Genomic DNA, 15,611 nt, shown 5'->3' on the forward strand with positions numbered 1-15,611 from the left:
AGCACGCGCGTGTTATGAAAGACGCATGCCGCGAGTTGTTGATGCCGAAGCCCGTCGCCAGGACCTTGTCGAGGCGGTCTGGCGGGTGATTCGGCGCGAGGGCCTGCCGCACGCCTCGGTCCGCAAGGTGGCGACCGAGGCGGGGCTGTCGATGGGCTCGCTGCGCCACTACTTCACCACCCAGGACGAGCTGCTGCAGTTCTCCCTCCGCGCCGTGGGGGAGCGGGTGACCGAGCGGCTGCGGCAACTCGAATACCCCGCGGACGCCCGCGGCGTACTGGAGCTTGTCGCGCTCGAGCTGTTGCCGCTCGACCCCGACCGGTTCGCTGAGGTCGAGGTCTGGGTGGCCTTCACCGCGGCCACGCTCACCAATCCGGCACTGCGCGCGCTCGGTGACGAGAGCTACGCCGCCGTGCACGACCTGTTGCGCGATCTGCTCCGCGACCTGCTGGGCGATCGGCCCGAGCTCGAAGCTCAGGCCGACCGCCTGCATGCGCTCATAGATGGTCTCGCGCTGCACGGGGTGAGCTCGCCGGGCAGGCTCAAGCCCGACAAGGCGCGGGCGGCCCTACGGGAACACCTCGACGCCTTGACCGCTTGAGCTCGAACAGAGTCAGCGCCCGTGGAGGTCCGACCAGAAGTCCAGCTGGTGGTTCCGCACGTAGTTCGTCGGACCGATGTTGCCCGGGGCAAATGACTGCACGCGCCCGGTCGCGCCGTACGCCGGCCAGCCGGGCCTTCCGGTGGCAGCGAAGGTGGTCCAGACCTGGACCATCGCCGCGGCCAAGTCCCGTTGGGCCGGAGTGAAGGCCGGCTTCTCCCCGAGGATCTCGAACAGGTAGTTCAGTTCGGACCCGTGGAAGGCGCCGTACGGATAGCCGGGATTGGGCATTCCTTTGAAAGCCGGCGCATTCCGGTCGGCGAACTCGTACGCGTAAAGCGGCGTGCGTCCGGCCAGGGCGTCCTGCGTCCGGCGAGTGGTGAAGGCCCAGGTCCGGTCGGTGCTGAGATCGGCGTAGTTCATGCCGTTATCGCCTTGCACCGGCGGATACCGCTTCACCACCCGCGCCGCGTCCGGGCCGTAGTCCTCGGCAAGGAGATCGCGATAGCCCTGTGGAGTGAGGGGTCTCGGCACTGCGAAGGCGATCGACAACCGGCTCTCGTCGCGCGTCGTACCCACGAGGGTAGGCACGCGATGGAACGTGCCACGTCGTAGTGCCTCGGACGGCTCGAGCGGCAGCAGCGAGGTGCCGTACGCCGGGCCGAAGGTCTTCATCCCGGTCTGGAGCAGGTCCGCCGGTTTGGCCCGCAGGCAGGCGATCGTCGTACAGCCCAGCTCCTTGGCGAAAGCGAGGCCCTGGCGCCGAAGCTCGTCGACGCGCTGGAAGGGGCCGAGGCCCTTCGGCAGATACGCGGGCCATTCGGTATCGCAGGTGCCGCTCTGCATGATCGCCCGGTGGAAGAGTCCTTTTGTCTGCGGTGACGTGAGCAGGGCACAGGTGCTCATTCCGCCCGCTGATTCGCCGAAGAGCGTGACCTTGCCCGGATCGCCGCCGAAGGACTTCGCGTTGCGCTGAACCCAGCGCAGGGCGGCACGCTGATCGAGCAGGCCGAACGAACCGGCGTCCGGCAGGTCCGGCATGGCCAGAAATCCGAACGTGCCGAGCCGGTAGTTCGGCGTCACCACGATGACGTTGCCGTCGGCAACCAGTCGCGCCGGGTCGTAGTCGTTGCCCGCGCCCTGGAAGAACCCACCGCCGTACAGCCAGACCATCACCGGCAGCGGCTCGCGCGATTTGCGGGCCGGGGTGGTGACATTGAGATAGAGGCAGTCCTCCGACTGCGGCCCGGGCACGCCGTCGTGCGGGTCCTGCAGGCAGTTGGGCCGGGCGTCGCGGCCGGACCGTACGCCGGACCAGGCCGGCGCGGGTTGAGGTGCACGCCATCGTCGCGGCCCGAGCGGGGGAGCGGCGAACGGAATCCCGTTGTACCTCTCGACCCGACCGGTCCGAACGCCCTCCACCTCCCCGCCGTCGACCTTCACCCGTGGTCCGCCGGACACCTCGGCGGAGGTTGCTGTAGTGGCCGTCGAGCCGACCGGGGCAAATCCGAGTACCAACGCCAATGCGATGCCGAGAACGCGCATAGTCCCTCCTGATTTATCTAACACGCCTGTGCTACTACAACAATGTAGCACGAGTGTGCCAAATAAAGCGACGCGTGGTTCGTAAGACCAAGTGGCGTCCGGCGTTCGACCGCCCTCTGCTCGGCACCGACGGCAGCGGCACGCATAGCTTCCCGACGACGGACACCATGTACGTCGAGCAGTACGAGGCGATGACCTTGTATCTCCTGCACCTCAACACCTTGCGGTGCAAGCGGCACGAGGGCACCTTGTCCGCCAGTGGATCCAACCTTGCGCCCACGGGCGTCAGCTGATCGCCGGGCCGGATCGCCAGTGTCTACCGGCGGTCCGGCCTCGGCGCGCACGGGCTAGCCGCGGAGTTCGAGCAGGCCGGCGTCGGTGGGGGAGAAGCCGCAGGCGTCCAGGTAGAAGCCGGCGAGATGCGGTTCGAAGTCGACGTGCAGCCACTCGCAGCCCGCCGCCCTCGCCTCATCGGTCGCCGCCCGCACCAGCCGTACGCCGATGCCCTGGCGGCCGTGATCGGGATGAACCGCGGTATCGAGCACAAACGCGTGCGCGCCGCCGTCCCAGCAGACCTGCACGAACCCGACCAGCCGATCGTCGCTGAACGCGCCGATCCACGTGAGCGCATGCCGTTCCAGCCGCGCACCCCACGGCTGCACCTGTACGCCCGAGCCGAACGCCAGCGCGTGCAACGCGGACAACTCCACATCATCAACCTCAAACCGAACCCGGATCTCCACGCCACCACCTTCCCCGACCACACCACCCGGTCGACCGAATCCCCCGCCGTACCATTGGACGGTGGCGAGTTGTACGCCGCGGGTGTCCGGTTCAGCCAGGGGCGTACGGCGCCTTGGCTGCGGCGTGGCCGGGATGCCGTCGGGGTGTCAGAGGGCGTGTCAGGGCGGTGTCAGGGGGGTGGCGGAGGGGGCCTTGATGGTTGACCCATGACCACTTCAGCGATTGCGGCCTCGGGGCTGCGAAAGACGTTCGGGGACAAGATCGTTCTCGACGGCATCGACTTGGATGTCGCCGCCGGAACCGTGTTCTCCCTGCTCGGCCCGAACGGCGCCGGCAAGACCACCACGGTGAACCTGCTCACCACCTTGATGAAGCCCGACGCCGGCACGATCCGGGTGGCTGGGCACGACGCGGCGACCGCGACGAAGGCGGTTCGGGCCGCGATCGGTGTCACCGGCCAGTTCGCGGCGGTGGACGAGCTGCTGACCGGCCAGGAGAACCTCCAGCTGATGGCGGACCTCAAGGGTCTGGGTTCCGGCGAGGCCAAGCGGCTGCTCGCGGACCTGCTCGAGCGGTTCGAACTGACCGCCGCCGCGCAGAAGCCGGTGGCGACCTACTCCGGCGGCATGCGCCGGAAGCTGGATCTGGCCATGACGCTGGTCGGTAATCCGAAGATCATCTTCCTGGACGAGCCGACCACCGGGCTGGACCCGCGCAGCCGCCGCACGATGTGGGACATCACCCGCGGGCTGGTGGCCGAGGGCGTCACGATCTTCCTCACCACCCAGTACCTCGAAGAGGCCGACCGCCTCGCGAACCAGATCGCCGTACTCGATCAGGGCCGGTTGGTCGCGCAGGGTACGCCGGCCGAGCTCAAGCGCCAGATCCCCGGCAGCCACGTTCGGCTCCGCTTCGCCGGTGGCGACGAGTTCGACGCGGCGGCGCGGGTCCTGTCCGGGGCGACCCGGGAGGAAGAGGACCTGGTGCTGCGGATTCCCAGCGACGGCGGGGCCAAGTCGGTCCGCGGCCTGCTGAACCAGCTTGACGACAACTCCATCGACGTCGAGGAGTTCTCCGTGCACACGCCGGACCTCGATGACGTTTTCCTGGCCCTCACCGGCCGTACCAGCACGGAGGCAGCCAAATGAGCACCAAGTCCCACTCGATGGTGATGTTGCGCCGCAACTTCAAGCACCTCGCCCGCAACCCCACGTCGGCGTTCAACGCGGTGGTGATGCCGATCGTCGTCATGCTGATGTTCGTCTACATGATGGGAGACGCCTTCAGCGTTGGCGTCGACTACATCGACTACGCGACCCCCGGTCTGCTGCTGCTGGCCGTCTGCTACGGCCTCGGCGGTACGGCGATCGCGGTCAACTCCGACATGACCAAGGGCATCATCAACCGGTTCAAGGTGATGGACGTGTCCCGCAGCGCGGTGCTCAACGGCCACGTTGTCGCCAGCGTGCTGATCAACCTGATCGCCATCGCGGCCCTGCTCGGCGTGGCCTTCCTGCTGGGCTTCGACCCGGCGGCGGGTCTGGTCGACTGGCTGGGCGTGGTGGGCATGGTCGTCCTGCTCGGTACCGCGACCGGCTGGATGACGATCGCCCTGGGCCTCGCGGCGAAGACGCCGGAGACCGCGGGTATGGCGGCGGTACCGCTGGTCATGCTGCCGTTCTTCAGCAGCGCGATCGTGCCGGCCGACAAGATGGGCCCCGGCCTGAAGCAGTTCGCCGAGTACCAGCCGTTCACGCCGGTCATCGAGACCTTGCGCGGCCTGCTCAACGGCACTCCCTCCTCCAGCGACGCGCTCGTCGCCATCGCCTGGTGCGTCGGTATCGCCGTGGCCGGATATCTCTGGGCCGGTTCCACCTTCAAGAAGCGCGCCTGACCTTCCCGGGCGGCGGTCACCGCCGCCCGGGGTCGTGCGGTCCCACCTGAGCCATCGACCATTCGGAGGAGAACCCGCTATGCCCACTTTTGTCACTCCCCAGCCCATTGCCGCCGCTGTCGAGGTCGCCGGAGCTCAGGTTCGAGTCACCGCGACCGACCGGACCGACACCCGCGTGCTGGTCGAACCGATCGACCCGGCCAACCGCAAGCACGTCAAGGTCGCCGAGAACACCAAGATCGAGTACGCCGACGGCGAGCTCCAGGTCAAGACGAAAACCGCCGGGGACAAGAGCGGCTCGGTCACCATCACGATCGACCTGCCCACCGGATCGGGCCTGGTCGCGCACCTGGCCTTCTCCGAGTTGCACACCGAGGGCTCACTCGGTGCCAGTGAGCTGCACCTGGCGTCCGGCCGGGTCGACCTGGACCACGTCGGCAGCCTGAAGGCGAGTCTGGCCTCCGGTCAGGTCGCGATCGGGCACATCGCCGGCCACGCGGAGATCGACGGCGCGGCGTTCGGGATGCGGATCGGCGAGATCGCCGGCACCGTCGGCATCTCCAGCGCGGGCGGGCAGACCTGGATCGGGCATGCCAGCGGCGACCTCGAGCTCAACAGCGCCAGCGGTGACTTCGCCATCGACCGGGCCGACGGCAGCGTCAACGCCTCGACCGCCAGCGGCGCGATCCGGATCGGCCGGATGACCAACGGCCAGGCCAAGCTGAAGAACGCCTCCGGCAACATCGAGGTCGGCATCAGCGAGGGTACGGCGGTCTCCGTGGACGCCGACAGCGAGCGCGGCGCCGTACACAACTTCGTCTTGTCGCACGCGAAGCCGGGCCCGGCCGACGCGAGGGTCTCGCTCTACGCCCGCACCCGGCACGGCGACGTCACCATTCAGCGGGCGGCGAGCTGATCACGACGCGAGCGTGACCTCGATCAGCTCGGTCCAATTCGTCAACGAACCCTCCTGCGTCACCTCGGCGAACCGCGCGTCGCCGAGGTGACGTCGCGCTGTCTGCCTGATCCTGTTCGCATCGGGATGGGACTGGTCCGCCAGCCCGCGGACACCCGCGCTGGCCCCGAGTAGCCGCGCCGCCTGCTCGTACTCATCGAGTCGAAGAGCCAGATCCGCCACACCCACCAGGATCTGGGCGATCATCATCGGGGCTCCGGTCTCGGACGCCGCCTGCCACGCGGCCACGCGATGGGTCCGGGATTCGCGAACATCGTCGGCCAGGTATCCGAGCACGTCATGGATCTCCGCGCGCACGGTGGGCAGTTCCGCGGCCTCGCCCAGCAACACGGTGGCGACGCCCACCTGCCGGCGGGCCTCCGCGGGGTCACCGGCAAGGCGGGCCAGCTTCGACTTCGCGAGCGCGAGATCGATCAGCGCGTACGGCCAGGTGACGCTTTCGGCCATGCGCTCGGCATCGGCGATCGCGGCCGCGCTGGCCTCGTGGTTGCCGTTCAGCCAGTGCAGCAGGGCCTGCTGGGTCCGCACCTCGATGACATCCTCGACGGCGCCGATCTCGCTGCACACGACAACGGCCTGCTCGTAGTACTCGCAAGCGCCGGTGAGCTCGCCTCGCTGGGCCAGGTGGCCGGCCAGCTCGGACAGAGTCAGGAACATCCCGAACCGTTCGCCGATTGCGCGGAACTCCGCGAGTGCCAGCTCCACCTGGGCCTGGACCTCGCGGCCCCCCTGGCCGAACATGCTGCGCATCTTGGCGCCTTGCCACCGGCCCATCGCTCGCACCCACGGATCAGGGCTGTCCAGCAGCGGGTCGAAAGCGGTCGCGGCTTCCTCCGGTGCCTGCAGCAACCTTTCCAGCGGGGCCGCGAAGGCCAGCATCGGATTGTCATGCTCGCTGAGCTGACTGAACCGGTAGGCCTTGTGAATCCATTCCGCGCCAAGGGTTTCGTCACCGCGCCCAGAGGTCACGTAGAGCACCACCAGCCCGTACGTCGTGGCGCGGATGCTGTCGGTGACCTCGCCGGGAAGGTTGGCGGCGGCAAGCAGCAGCTCAAGGCCTTCGGTCCGGCGCCCGCCGAGCCACCAGTACCAACCGGTGGCGGATGCGAGCCGCATTGCCGCCTGGGCGTCTCCGGCCGCGATCGCCCCTCGCAGTGCGGCGCTCAGGTTGTCGTGGTCCGCCTCGAGTGTCGCGAGCCATGCCAGTTGCTCGGCCCGGCGCAGATGTGGCTCCGCCGTTTCGGCCAGCTCGGTGAAGTAGGTGAGATGCGCCTGCCGGGTCCGGTGGGCCTCGCCCGCTTCGGCGAGCCGGTCCGCGGCGTACTCCTTGATCGTGGTGAGCATCCGGTAGCGCGGGGCGTCATCGCCCACGGGGACCAGCAGCGACTTCTCGGCCAGCGAAGTGAGCAACTCCAGTACGTCGTCCTGGGCCACCTCAGCGCCCAGGCAAACGTGCTCGGCCGCCTCCAGACCTGCGCCGCCCGAGAACACCGACAGCCTGCGCAGCACCGCCCGTTCGGCATCGGTGAGCAACTCCCAGCTCCAGTCGACCACCGCGCGCAACGTCTTGTGCCGCGGCAGCGCCGTACGGCTGCCACTGGTCAGCAGGCGGAACCGGTCGTCGAGGCGGTTCGCGAGCTGCTCGATGGTCATCGTGCGCAACCGGGCGGCGGCGAGTTCGATCGCGAGCGGCATGCCGTCGAGCGCCCGGCAGATCCGTACCATCAACGCCTGGGTGTGGTCGTCGGTGCCGAGGTCCCGGCGTACGGCGCTGGCCCGGTCCCGCAGCAACGTCAACGCTGGCGACGAAGCGGCCCCAGCCCTGGCAGTCCCGGCCCTCGTGGTCCCGGCAGCTTTGGTCCCAGCTCCGGCGGCTCCTGGGGTCGCGGCTTCGGTTGGTAGCGCGAGCGGCTCGACCTGCCACAGCGCCTCGCCGGTGATGCCGAGCGGTTCGCGGCTGGTCGCGAGGATGCGTAGCCGCCGGCATTCGCCGAGTACGCGCTCGGCCAGTTCAGCCACCGACTCGATCACGTGCTCGCAGTTGTCCAGGATCAGCAGCATCTCCCGATCACGAACCGCCGCGATCAAGCCGTCCACCGGATCCGCACTCGGTGAAGTGCCGACCAGCGCATCGCGAAGCCCCAACCCGGCCAAGGCTGTTTGCGCGACGTCGCCGTCGGTGCCGATCGGGGCGAACTCGACCAGCCAAACGCCGTCCGGCAGGTCGCCAACGATCGTGCGCGCGGTCTCCGTGGCCAGCCTGGTCTTGCCCGAACCACCTGGCCCGATCAAGGTGGTCAGCCGATGTGCGGTGATGAGGTCGCGGACCGCGGCGACGTCCGCCTCGCGGCCGACAAAGCTCGTCAGCTCGGCCCGTACGTTGGTCTTCCGGGTCTCCTCGCGCTGTCCCACCTCGCCTCGCAACAACGCGACGTGCAAAGCCGACAACTCCGGCGACGGATCGGAGCCCAGGGCTTCGGCCAGCGCCTCCCGCGTACGCTCGTACACCTGCAGCGCCTCGGTACCGCGACCGGCCGCGACCAGGGCCCGCATCAACGCGCCCGCCAGCCGCTCCCGGACCGGATGGGCGGCCACCACGTCGGTCAGTTCCGGGATCAGCTCCACGCCCTGGCCGAGCGCGACCTCCGCGTCGAACCGGTCCTCCATCGCGGTCAGGCGCAACCGCTCGAGCCGGGTCACCGCGGCTTCGAACGCCTCGCTGTCTTCCAAACCGACGTCCTGCAACGCCGTACCACGCCACAACCCCAGGGCCTCGCGTAGCAGCGAAACCCGCCGCGGGCCGTCCACCTTGTGGGCCTGACCGACGAGCTGCTCGAACCGCAAGGCGTCGACCGCATCCGGCTCGACCATCAACCGGTAACCGCCGGTCAGGCCCTCGACCACTCCGGGCGGAAGTACCTTGCGAAGCCGGGAGGCCAAGCGTTGCAGGGCATTCGCCGCATCCGCCGGCGGCTGCTCACCCCAGATCCAGTCGACCAGCGCCGACTTCGAGACCACTCGACCCGGCTCAAGCGCCAATGCGATCAGTAGTGCCCGCAACCGGGCGCCCGGTACGTCGGCCAACCCGCCGCCGTCCGTGCGAACCTCGAATGGCCCAAGAATCCCGATCTGCACCCGCCGATTCTCACACGCCCCCGCTTCCCACCGACGGGCCGAGTGAGAAGGGCAGCCTTTACCAGCTCACGGCGACGGCCCGATAACACGCACGGGTGTCACCTTAGGTGCGGTCCGGTTCGAACCGGCGAGTTCTTGCAGGAAGGTGAAAAGCGGGCGGATTGAGGCGGGTCCGGACGGGTCGGGACCTAGAGTTAGGCGTCCGGGGCCGGTGAGCGAGGAGGTGGAATGGCGCACGGGAGTCCGTTCTCGCCCAAACCAGGCCAGCTGCCGGCCTGCCCGCGGGGGCGCGCTCGCGAACTGGACATCGTGCGGAATTTCGCCCAGCAGGTCGCGCATTCGCCGGTCAGCAGTTCCAACGGGCTGCTACTGACGGGAACGGCGGGTATCGGCAAGTCGACCCTGTTGAGCAGCGTGGCCGTCATGATGCAAGAGCGCGGGTGGCGCGTTGCCATGATCAGTAAAGCCGATCCGCGGGATCCCGGCCGCGCGCTCGGGCAGACCATGGACTCGGCCGGTATGCGGGGGATGGCATCGCGCGTCCGCGACAAGCTCCAGCGGCTCCGCGGATCCGTCAAGGGCGGCAGCATCTCGATCGGGCTCGAAGGCCCGAGCGCCACCGTCGAGCTGGGACGTCCGCAAGGTGCGGAGGACATCGCGGCCCGGATCGCCGACGCTGGTGTGCACGCGCGGGAGACCTCCCAGCCGGCGGTGGTTCTCATCGACGACCTGCACGACTGGTCCGCCGACGACCTGCGTGGTTTGTGCGAAGGGCTCGACGCGTGCTCCGAAGCCGGTCATCCCGTCGGCGTGATCGCGACCAGTCTGCCCAGGGGCGCGATCGAGCTGACCAAGGTCGACCGTACCCGCGCCTTCGATGCGGCGACGATCGAACCGCTCACGCCGCAAGAGTCGGCCGCGGTTCTCATCGACACCGCTGCTGTTCGCGATGGCGTGATCGAGCCTGCGGCCGGCGAACAGTTGCTGAAGTTCTCCCAAGGCCATCCCGACCGGCTCCAGCTCGCGGCCCACGAAGCGTGGACGGCGCTGCCGTCCAACAAGCAGACCATCACGGTCGACGCCGCCACCGCTGGAATCGGCCGGGCGACGGAGAAACTCGACCGCCAGGTCCACGCGGTCAATTGGCAGGCCCTTTCCGCGCCGGAGCAGTCGATGACACAGTCCATCGCCGCGGTCGGCCGCGGCCCGGTCGACGCCGCCGCCGTACGGGCGCATATGACGGCGCGGCACCGGGACGACTTCGAGGCCGTTCGGACCAGCCTGGTGGCGAAGGACATCGTGCACGAGACCCCCGGTGGCGGGCTCGCGTTCAACAACCCGGGCACGGCGCCATGGATCATGGCCAACCGTCCGCCCAGCGGATCCGTGGCGCACATCCTGCAGGCCGGCGCCCCGGCCCAGCAGCTGGGTACGGCGCCGAAGCAATTGGGTACGACAGCCCCGCAGGTGGGGTCGACGGCTGGGCGGGGTGCGTCGGCCGGGCAGGGCGTGACGGCTGCCGGGCAGGGGCAACGACCCGCGCACCTCGATCGCGGTAAGACGCAGACCGGACCAACCTATGAGCGATAGGCCATCGATGACTCAGAGCGGCAGCGAACGACAGCGCACGATTCCGGGCCTCGACCTGGACATCGACGAGGTGATCGACACCCCCGCGCGGGTGAGCGACACGGCACTGGCCACCGTGGACGATCAGGTCGTCGCGATCATCGAATGCACCGAGGCCCTCGCCAATTACGTCGAGGAGCTGCACGCGCCGGACGGCTTCGACCAGTTCCTCACGCCGGCGGAATGTGCCGAGATCGCCGCCTTCGTTGATGCCCTCGGCAACAATCCAGCGCGCGTCGAGGAGTTCTTCGAACGCCGTACCGGCCTGATTCTGCGGCAGCGCAACCCCGACGCCGGCTGGACCGTCGAGACGGTACGCGAGGCCGTTGCCCGGGCCAACGAACGGCGCGCGGATCCGGACCTACCGCCGTTCGCGCACGAGTGCTTCGCGCTGCTCGATGCCCTGGTCAACTACCTGGACGCCTTCCACGGTTCGAACGGCTTCCGCGAAGTCCTGACTCTCGCCGAACGTCAGGCCGTCGCCCAGCAGATCAACCGCCTCCTGGACGACTCGGCCAACTCGTAGCAAGTGGGGTCTTGCGAGGTCAGGGGGCGGGCGGGGCGACGGTGAAGTGCTGGACGGTCAGCTCCTGGTCGATCAGATAGCCCTCGTCTTCGGGGTAGTACTTCGCCCGTTCGAGGTCGTCACCGGCGAAGGCCCGGATCGCGTCGAGATCGGTCCACCAGCTGAGCGTCAGCAGTTCGGTACGGCCGTCGCCCAGATCGCGACTGAGCAATTGCGCGTCGTGATTGCCCGGCGTCTTGCGGTACTCGGCCATACCGGTCTCTTCGACATACCGGATGTACTCCTCGGCCTTGTCGGTATGCACCCATCCCCGCCAGATCCGAACGATCATCGTGTCACTCCGTTCCAGGTCCCGAACAAGAACCAGCCGTCGGTCGCAAAGAAAGACCATAATGCCGACGCGCTCCTCGTGCACTAGGCATCGCGTTTGCCGAGCGCCAGACAGCCGGCGGCAAGCGCGGCGGTGGCCCAAGCGGCGGTGATGCCGAGACCGGCCCAAGGGCTGAGCGGCAGATCGCCGAGATCGGTGGTGGCCTGGATGGTGAGCCCGGCGCTCATCGGCCCGACCTGCTGGAGCAGGCGCTGCCACTGCGGATCACCGATCACCTGGGAAAGGATCGGGACCAGGTAGAGCAGGGCGAGAACGGTCCCGATGCTGGCCGCTGCGTCCCGTACGACAGCGGCGATCCCGAAACTGAGCAGGGCGATCAGCACGAGGTAGAGGATCGACCCGACGGCCGCACGCAGCGTGGCCCCGTCACTCAGGGCCGCGTCCCCGTGGACGGGCAGGATGAACCGCCCGGCCACAAGCGACCCGAGTACCGCGATGGTTCCGGCGATGGCCACAACGCCGGACACAGTGATGGCCTTGGCCGCGAAGGCCGTGGTCCGCCGCGGCACCGCCGTGAGGGTTGTGCGGATCATGCCCGAGCTGTACTCGCCGCTGACCACGATCACAGCCAGCACAACAACAACCGCCTGGCCGAGTTCGACACCCATGAGGCTGAGCTTGGGCAGGTCGCCACCGCAGCCGGCGGGGGTGCAAGTCAGCACCGAAATCGCCGCGGCGCTCAAGGTGACGGTCGCCGCGATCATGCCGAGAAGCAGCCAGTGAGGGCTGGGCACGGTCCGTAGCTTCGTCCACTCCGCATGCAGAGCAGGCCTCATGCGCCCCTTCTGTGCAGATCTCATGCGTCCCTCCGGCGGAGAAGGAAGGCCGCCGCGGCAAGACCGACCAGCGCGTAGCCGGCCAGGACGGCCAGCCCGGCCCACGGCGCCAGCGGGTAGTAGCCGTTGTACGGCGTATAGATGCTCGCGACCTGGGGATAGTGCACCAGCGTCTGGTGAACGGCGAAACCGGCAGCCGGGGTCACCCGGGCCAGCCAGTCCGCCACAGCCGAAGGCATGAACGGGTTGGCGATCAGGAGGTAGGGCAGCACGATCGCCACGACGACGGTGGTCACCGCGCCGGCGCTGTGCCGGAAGATGGTGGCGACGGCGAGCGCGAGAACCGATGCCGTCGCGAGCAGTGCCGCGGTACCAAGCACCATCCGCAGTTCGTTGGCAGGCGTCACGGGGAAGACGTACACGCCGTTCGCCCGGGCGAGGTGTTCCCCGAGCGGAATCGCGATGGCCGCTCCCGCCAGCCCGGCAACGAAGCTGACCGCACCCAACACGATCGCCTTGGCCAGCAGCACGCCGCCGCGCCCCGGGGTGGCAGCCAGGGTGACGTGGATCAGGTTCTGCCGGTATTCCGTGGTGATGTAGGCCGTCCCTATGACGATCACCGCGATCAGCGCGGCGAACGTGCCGGTGAGAATGCTTCCGAGGGTGCCGCCGGTCGGCAGGGTCTCGCGAGTGGCGGGCGCTATGTCCCCGGCTCCGGTCACCACGACGTTGCCATCGGCCTCCCGGAACGAGCCGGCTGAGTTCCGCGGGTAGCCGGCGAAGGTCGGCGATCCGGCTCCGACCTGCTCACCTGTCCAGGCGCTACCAGCCTGCTGCCCTTGAATCCGGAGCTGCCCGAAGACGGCCGTGGAGACACTGCCGCGCGTGCCCTTGCCGTCGACCGCCGGCGGCGATGCGACGAACAACCCGCCGCGAGCGATTGGTCCTAGGCCGGTCACCCGCACAGTGCCAACTTTCACCCAGTGCGTGCCGTCGGCCGAGGCGTAGCCGGTGATCGCGTCGCCCGCACGCTCCAGCCGGAGCCACCGCGGCGACTTGGGCGAGACCGGGCCGGGCAGACCGGCCAGATCGCTGACGTAGTTGCTCTGCATTCGTACGCCGTGGCCGCCGGTCACCATGATTGCCGCGTACGGCGAACCCTGGCGGGCGCCCTGCTTGATGATGAGCCCGGCCTTCGACCAGTCGACGATGCCTGGCCGAAGCGCCGCCGGCCCGGAGGGAATGCTGGTTCTGAGCGCGGAAACGGCGACAGTGATGCGGCCGTTCTCGGTCAGCGGCTGGTGGACGAAGTAGAAGCTGTCGGTGACCGGCTCACCGCCCGGTCCGATCGGAACGGCCGGTGAGCCTTTCTGATCGCTGCTGACCCCGGCGAGCAGGGCGACCAGTACCACCAGGAGGGCCGCCGCCAGCATGCCGGCCGGCCAGCCCGCGACCGTCCGGAATTTGGTCCACTCCGCGTGCAGCAACTGGACAAAGCCGTACGGCCCGGCCGGGTGGTCTGAGCGATACGGCGTCACCGTCGTACCTCCGTGGGCGTGGCGGCGCGGTACTCGACGGCATCGCGGGTGAGTTCCAGGTAGACGTCCTCGAGGCTGGCGCGGTGTGCCGATACCTCGGAGAACGGCACCGCGCCTGCGCTCAGCAGCCGCACGATTCGATCCGCGGGCAGGCCGGAGACGTTGATGGTGTCCGGGCCGGTGATCACGCCGGTCGCGCCCGCGGCACCGAGCACCTCCAGCGCCTGCGTACCGGCCGTGGTCCGCAGCGCTACCCGGTCCCCGGAGACAGCCGCGATCAGGTCGGTTACGGCGGCGTCGGCGATGACTTTGCCGCGCCCGGCCACCACGAGGTGATCCGCGGCGTCCTGCACCTCGCTCATCAGATGGCTGGACACCAGCACGGCACGGCCCTCGGCCGCCAGCGACCGCAAGAAGCCACGCAACCAGATGATGCCGTCGGGGTCCATGCCGTTGAACGGCTCATCGAGCATGATCACCGGTGGATCTCCCAGCAGTGCCCCGGCGATTCCAAGCCGCTGGCGCATGCCCAACGAGTAGCCGCCGGCTTTGCGCCGTGCTGCCGAGGGCAGGCCGACCTGCTCGATCACCTGGTCCACCCGCCGAGCGGTCAGGCCTTGCGAATGAGCCAGCCAAAGCAAGTGGTTACGACCGCTCCGCGTGGGGTGCAATGCGGCCGCGTCCAGCAGCGAGCCGACGTGGCTCAACGGGCGGCGCAGGCTCCGGTACGGCTGTCCCGCGATAAGCGCGGTGCCTTCGTCTGCGGCGTCCAGGCCCAGGATCACCCGCATCGTGGTGGACTTGCCCGCGCCGTTCGGTCCCACGAAGCCGGTCACCACCCCAGGGCGGACCGTGAAGGACATGCCGTCGAGGGCCGCGGTGGCGCCGTACCGCTTGCGCAGGCCGGCGACGACGATACCCGCGGGGCTCGTTGCTGCAAATGGAGTCATGCCGGAAAGTTGTACGGGGCAACCGGTTTCAGCCCGGTCGCGGTGATTGCGACCTGGCCGCGACCGGGGATCTGGGATGGTGGAGGCATGGCCTGTCGATCCCGCTTCACCCGTACGGCGATCGGTGGTGAGCGGCGATGAGGGTGCTCGTTGTCGAGGACTTCGAGGTCCTCGCCCGCTCGATCGGAACCGGGCTGCGCCGCGAGGGCATGGCCGTCGATGTCGTGCTGGACGGAACCAGTGCCCTGGAGCGGCTGGCCAGCACGCGGTACGACGTGGCCGTTCTCGATCGCGATCTGCCGGGTGTGCACGGGGACGAGATCTGCCGGCGGCTCGCGAACGACCGTCGCGATACCCGAGTGCTGATGCTGACCGCGGCGGGCACGATCGAAGATCGCGTGCACGGGCTCAGCCTCGGCGCGGACGACTACCTGCCCAAGCCGTTCGCCTTCGCCGAGTTGGTCGCCCGGGTCCGTGCCCTGGGCCGCAGGGCCGGCCCACCACTTCCGCCCACTCTTTCGTGCGGGGACATCACCCTGGATCCGGCTCGCCGGGTGGCCAGCCGGGCCGGCCGGCGTCTCGACCTCAGCCCGAAGGAGTTCGCGCTGCTGGAATGCCTGCTGGCCTCGCCTGGCGTGGTGCTGTCGGCCGAGGAACTCCTCGAGCGGGTCTGGGACGAAGCCGCCGATCCCTTCACCGCCGCGGTCAAACACACCATGCACCGGTTGCGAGCCAAGCTCGGCGAGCCGCCGGTGATCCAGACCATTCGCGAAGGCGGCTACCGGATCGGACCAGCATGAGCAATCCCGGGTCAGGGGCCAGTCGATCTCTGCGGACCAGGCTCGCGCTGTTCTACGCCGCAGGTACCTTCGCCGCCGGGGCCGTGGTCCTTGCCGCCGTGATGGT

15 protein-coding genes are annotated in these 15,611 nt (G+C 68.8%); 8 read left to right on the forward strand and 7 right to left on the reverse strand.

Annotated features, from left to right (window positions below):
* The first annotated feature begins 25 nt into the window (after positions 1–25).
* A complete protein-coding gene (locus tag ACFFGN_RS03345) occupies positions 26–601 on the forward strand; it encodes a TetR/AcrR family transcriptional regulator (protein WP_380043770.1) in 576 nt (191 codons plus the stop codon).
* A 12-nt stretch (positions 602–613) separates the two neighbouring features.
* Here the strand turns inward: ACFFGN_RS03345 and ACFFGN_RS03350 are convergent, their stop codons facing one another.
* Positions 614–2,146: a carboxylesterase/lipase family protein gene (locus tag ACFFGN_RS03350; RefSeq protein WP_380043771.1), complete on the reverse strand. Its 1,533-nt coding sequence runs from the start codon at positions 2,144–2,146 to the stop codon at positions 614–616.
* A 74-nt stretch (positions 2,147–2,220) separates the two neighbouring features.
* On the opposite strand from ACFFGN_RS03350, the gene ACFFGN_RS03355 reads away from it, so the two are divergent.
* A complete protein-coding gene (locus tag ACFFGN_RS03355; RefSeq protein ID WP_380043772.1) occupies positions 2,221–2,439 on the forward strand; it encodes a hypothetical protein in 219 nt (72 codons plus the stop codon).
* Positions 2,440–2,493: 54 nt separating this feature from the next.
* Here the strand turns inward: ACFFGN_RS03355 and ACFFGN_RS03360 are convergent, their stop codons facing one another.
* Complete coding sequence (locus ACFFGN_RS03360) at positions 2,494–2,889, reverse strand: GNAT family N-acetyltransferase (protein ID WP_380043773.1); 396 nt, start codon at positions 2,887–2,889, stop codon at positions 2,494–2,496.
* A gap of 207 nt (positions 2,890–3,096) precedes the next feature.
* Here ACFFGN_RS03360 and ACFFGN_RS03365 point away from each other — a divergent pair, with 207 nt between their 5' ends.
* The 3 genes from ACFFGN_RS03365 to ACFFGN_RS03375 all read left to right on the forward strand — a co-directional run bounded on the left by ACFFGN_RS03365 (position 3,097) and on the right by ACFFGN_RS03375 (position 5,700).
* Entirely contained in the window at positions 3,097–4,038 is a 942-nt protein-coding gene (locus ACFFGN_RS03365; RefSeq protein WP_380043774.1) for an ATP-binding cassette domain-containing protein, read from the forward strand.
* Positions 4,035–4,784: an ABC transporter permease gene (locus ACFFGN_RS03370; protein WP_380043775.1), complete on the forward strand. Its 750-nt coding sequence runs from the start codon at positions 4,035–4,037 to the stop codon at positions 4,782–4,784. The genes ACFFGN_RS03365 and ACFFGN_RS03370 overlap by 4 nt, the downstream gene beginning before the upstream one ends.
* Before the next feature lie 79 nt (positions 4,785–4,863).
* The gene (locus ACFFGN_RS03375; protein ID WP_380043776.1) at positions 4,864–5,700 is read left to right on the forward strand and encodes a DUF4097 family beta strand repeat-containing protein; all 837 of its coding nucleotides are present in this window, start codon (positions 4,864–4,866) and stop codon (positions 5,698–5,700) included.
* Here the strand turns inward: ACFFGN_RS03375 and ACFFGN_RS03380 are convergent, their stop codons facing one another.
* Complete coding sequence (locus ACFFGN_RS03380; RefSeq protein WP_380043777.1) at positions 5,701–8,895, reverse strand: AfsR/SARP family transcriptional regulator; 3,195 nt, start codon at positions 8,893–8,895, stop codon at positions 5,701–5,703.
* 228 nt (positions 8,896–9,123) lie between these two features.
* Between ACFFGN_RS03380 and ACFFGN_RS03385 the strand changes: the two genes are divergently transcribed.
* On the forward strand, positions 9,124–10,485 hold the full coding sequence (locus ACFFGN_RS03385) for an ATP-binding protein (protein WP_380043778.1): 1,362 nt from the start codon (positions 9,124–9,126) through the stop codon (positions 10,483–10,485).
* A 7-nt stretch (positions 10,486–10,492) separates the two neighbouring features.
* The gene (locus ACFFGN_RS03390; protein ID WP_380043779.1) at positions 10,493–11,050 is read left to right on the forward strand and encodes a hypothetical protein; all 558 of its coding nucleotides are present in this window, start codon (positions 10,493–10,495) and stop codon (positions 11,048–11,050) included.
* 19 nt (positions 11,051–11,069) lie between these two features.
* Here ACFFGN_RS03390 and ACFFGN_RS03395 read toward each other — a convergent pair whose 3' ends face one another.
* The 4 genes from ACFFGN_RS03395 to ACFFGN_RS03410 form a co-directional block, all read right to left on the reverse strand.
* The gene (locus ACFFGN_RS03395; protein ID WP_380043780.1) at positions 11,070–11,381 is read right to left on the reverse strand and encodes an antibiotic biosynthesis monooxygenase family protein; all 312 of its coding nucleotides are present in this window, start codon (positions 11,379–11,381) and stop codon (positions 11,070–11,072) included.
* 83 nt (positions 11,382–11,464) lie between these two features.
* Positions 11,465–12,217, reverse strand: coding sequence for an ABC transporter permease subunit (locus ACFFGN_RS03400; protein ID WP_380043781.1), 753 nt, complete (start codon positions 12,215–12,217; stop codon positions 11,465–11,467).
* A gap of 20 nt (positions 12,218–12,237) precedes the next feature.
* On the reverse strand, positions 12,238–13,755 hold the full coding sequence (locus ACFFGN_RS03405) for an ABC transporter permease subunit (RefSeq protein WP_380043782.1): 1,518 nt from the start codon (positions 13,753–13,755) through the stop codon (positions 12,238–12,240).
* Positions 13,752–14,705 carry an ABC transporter ATP-binding protein gene (locus tag ACFFGN_RS03410; RefSeq protein ID WP_380043783.1) on the reverse strand — a complete coding sequence of 318 codons (954 nt, stop codon included), beginning with the start codon at positions 14,703–14,705 and terminating at the stop codon, positions 13,752–13,754. The genes ACFFGN_RS03405 and ACFFGN_RS03410 overlap by 4 nt, the downstream gene beginning before the upstream one ends.
* A gap of 137 nt (positions 14,706–14,842) precedes the next feature.
* On the opposite strand from ACFFGN_RS03410, the gene ACFFGN_RS03415 reads away from it, so the two are divergent.
* Positions 14,843–15,505 (forward strand): response regulator transcription factor, encoded by a 663-nt coding sequence (locus ACFFGN_RS03415; RefSeq protein WP_380043785.1) that lies wholly within the window; start codon positions 14,843–14,845, stop codon positions 15,503–15,505.
* The last annotated feature ends 106 nt before the right edge of the window (positions 15,506–15,611 follow it).

The sequence above is a fragment of the Kribbella deserti genome (genome assembly GCF_042434725.1).
Taxonomy (GTDB): Bacteria; Actinomycetota; Actinomycetes; order Propionibacteriales; family Kribbellaceae; genus Kribbella; species Kribbella deserti.

Excerpts from the sequence above, each read along its gene's own strand:
- ACFFGN_RS03365 (WP_380043774.1), top strand. The coding sequence starts at position 3,097 with ATGACCACTTCAGCGATTGCGGCCTCGGGGCTGCGAAAGACGTTCGGG.
- ACFFGN_RS03350 (WP_380043771.1), bottom strand. The coding sequence starts at position 2,146 with ATGCGCGTTCTCGGCATCGCATTGGCGTTGGTACTCGGATTTGCCCCG.
- ACFFGN_RS03390 (WP_380043779.1), top strand. The coding sequence starts at position 10,493 with ATGACTCAGAGCGGCAGCGAACGACAGCGCACGATTCCGGGCCTCGAC.
- ACFFGN_RS03415 (WP_380043785.1), top strand. The coding sequence starts at position 14,843 with ATGAGGGTGCTCGTTGTCGAGGACTTCGAGGTCCTCGCCCGCTCGATC.
- ACFFGN_RS03400 (WP_380043781.1), bottom strand. The coding sequence starts at position 12,217 with ATGAGGCCTGCTCTGCATGCGGAGTGGACGAAGCTACGGACCGTGCCC.
- ACFFGN_RS03375 (WP_380043776.1), top strand. The coding sequence starts at position 4,864 with ATGCCCACTTTTGTCACTCCCCAGCCCATTGCCGCCGCTGTCGAGGTC.
- ACFFGN_RS03410 (WP_380043783.1), bottom strand. The coding sequence starts at position 14,705 with ATGACTCCATTTGCAGCAACGAGCCCCGCGGGTATCGTCGTCGCCGGC.
- ACFFGN_RS03395 (WP_380043780.1), bottom strand. The coding sequence starts at position 11,381 with ATGATCGTTCGGATCTGGCGGGGATGGGTGCATACCGACAAGGCCGAG.
- ACFFGN_RS03345 (WP_380043770.1), top strand. The coding sequence starts at position 26 with ATGCCGCGAGTTGTTGATGCCGAAGCCCGTCGCCAGGACCTTGTCGAG.
- ACFFGN_RS03385 (WP_380043778.1), top strand. The coding sequence starts at position 9,124 with ATGGCGCACGGGAGTCCGTTCTCGCCCAAACCAGGCCAGCTGCCGGCC.
- ACFFGN_RS03370 (WP_380043775.1), top strand. The coding sequence starts at position 4,035 with ATGAGCACCAAGTCCCACTCGATGGTGATGTTGCGCCGCAACTTCAAG.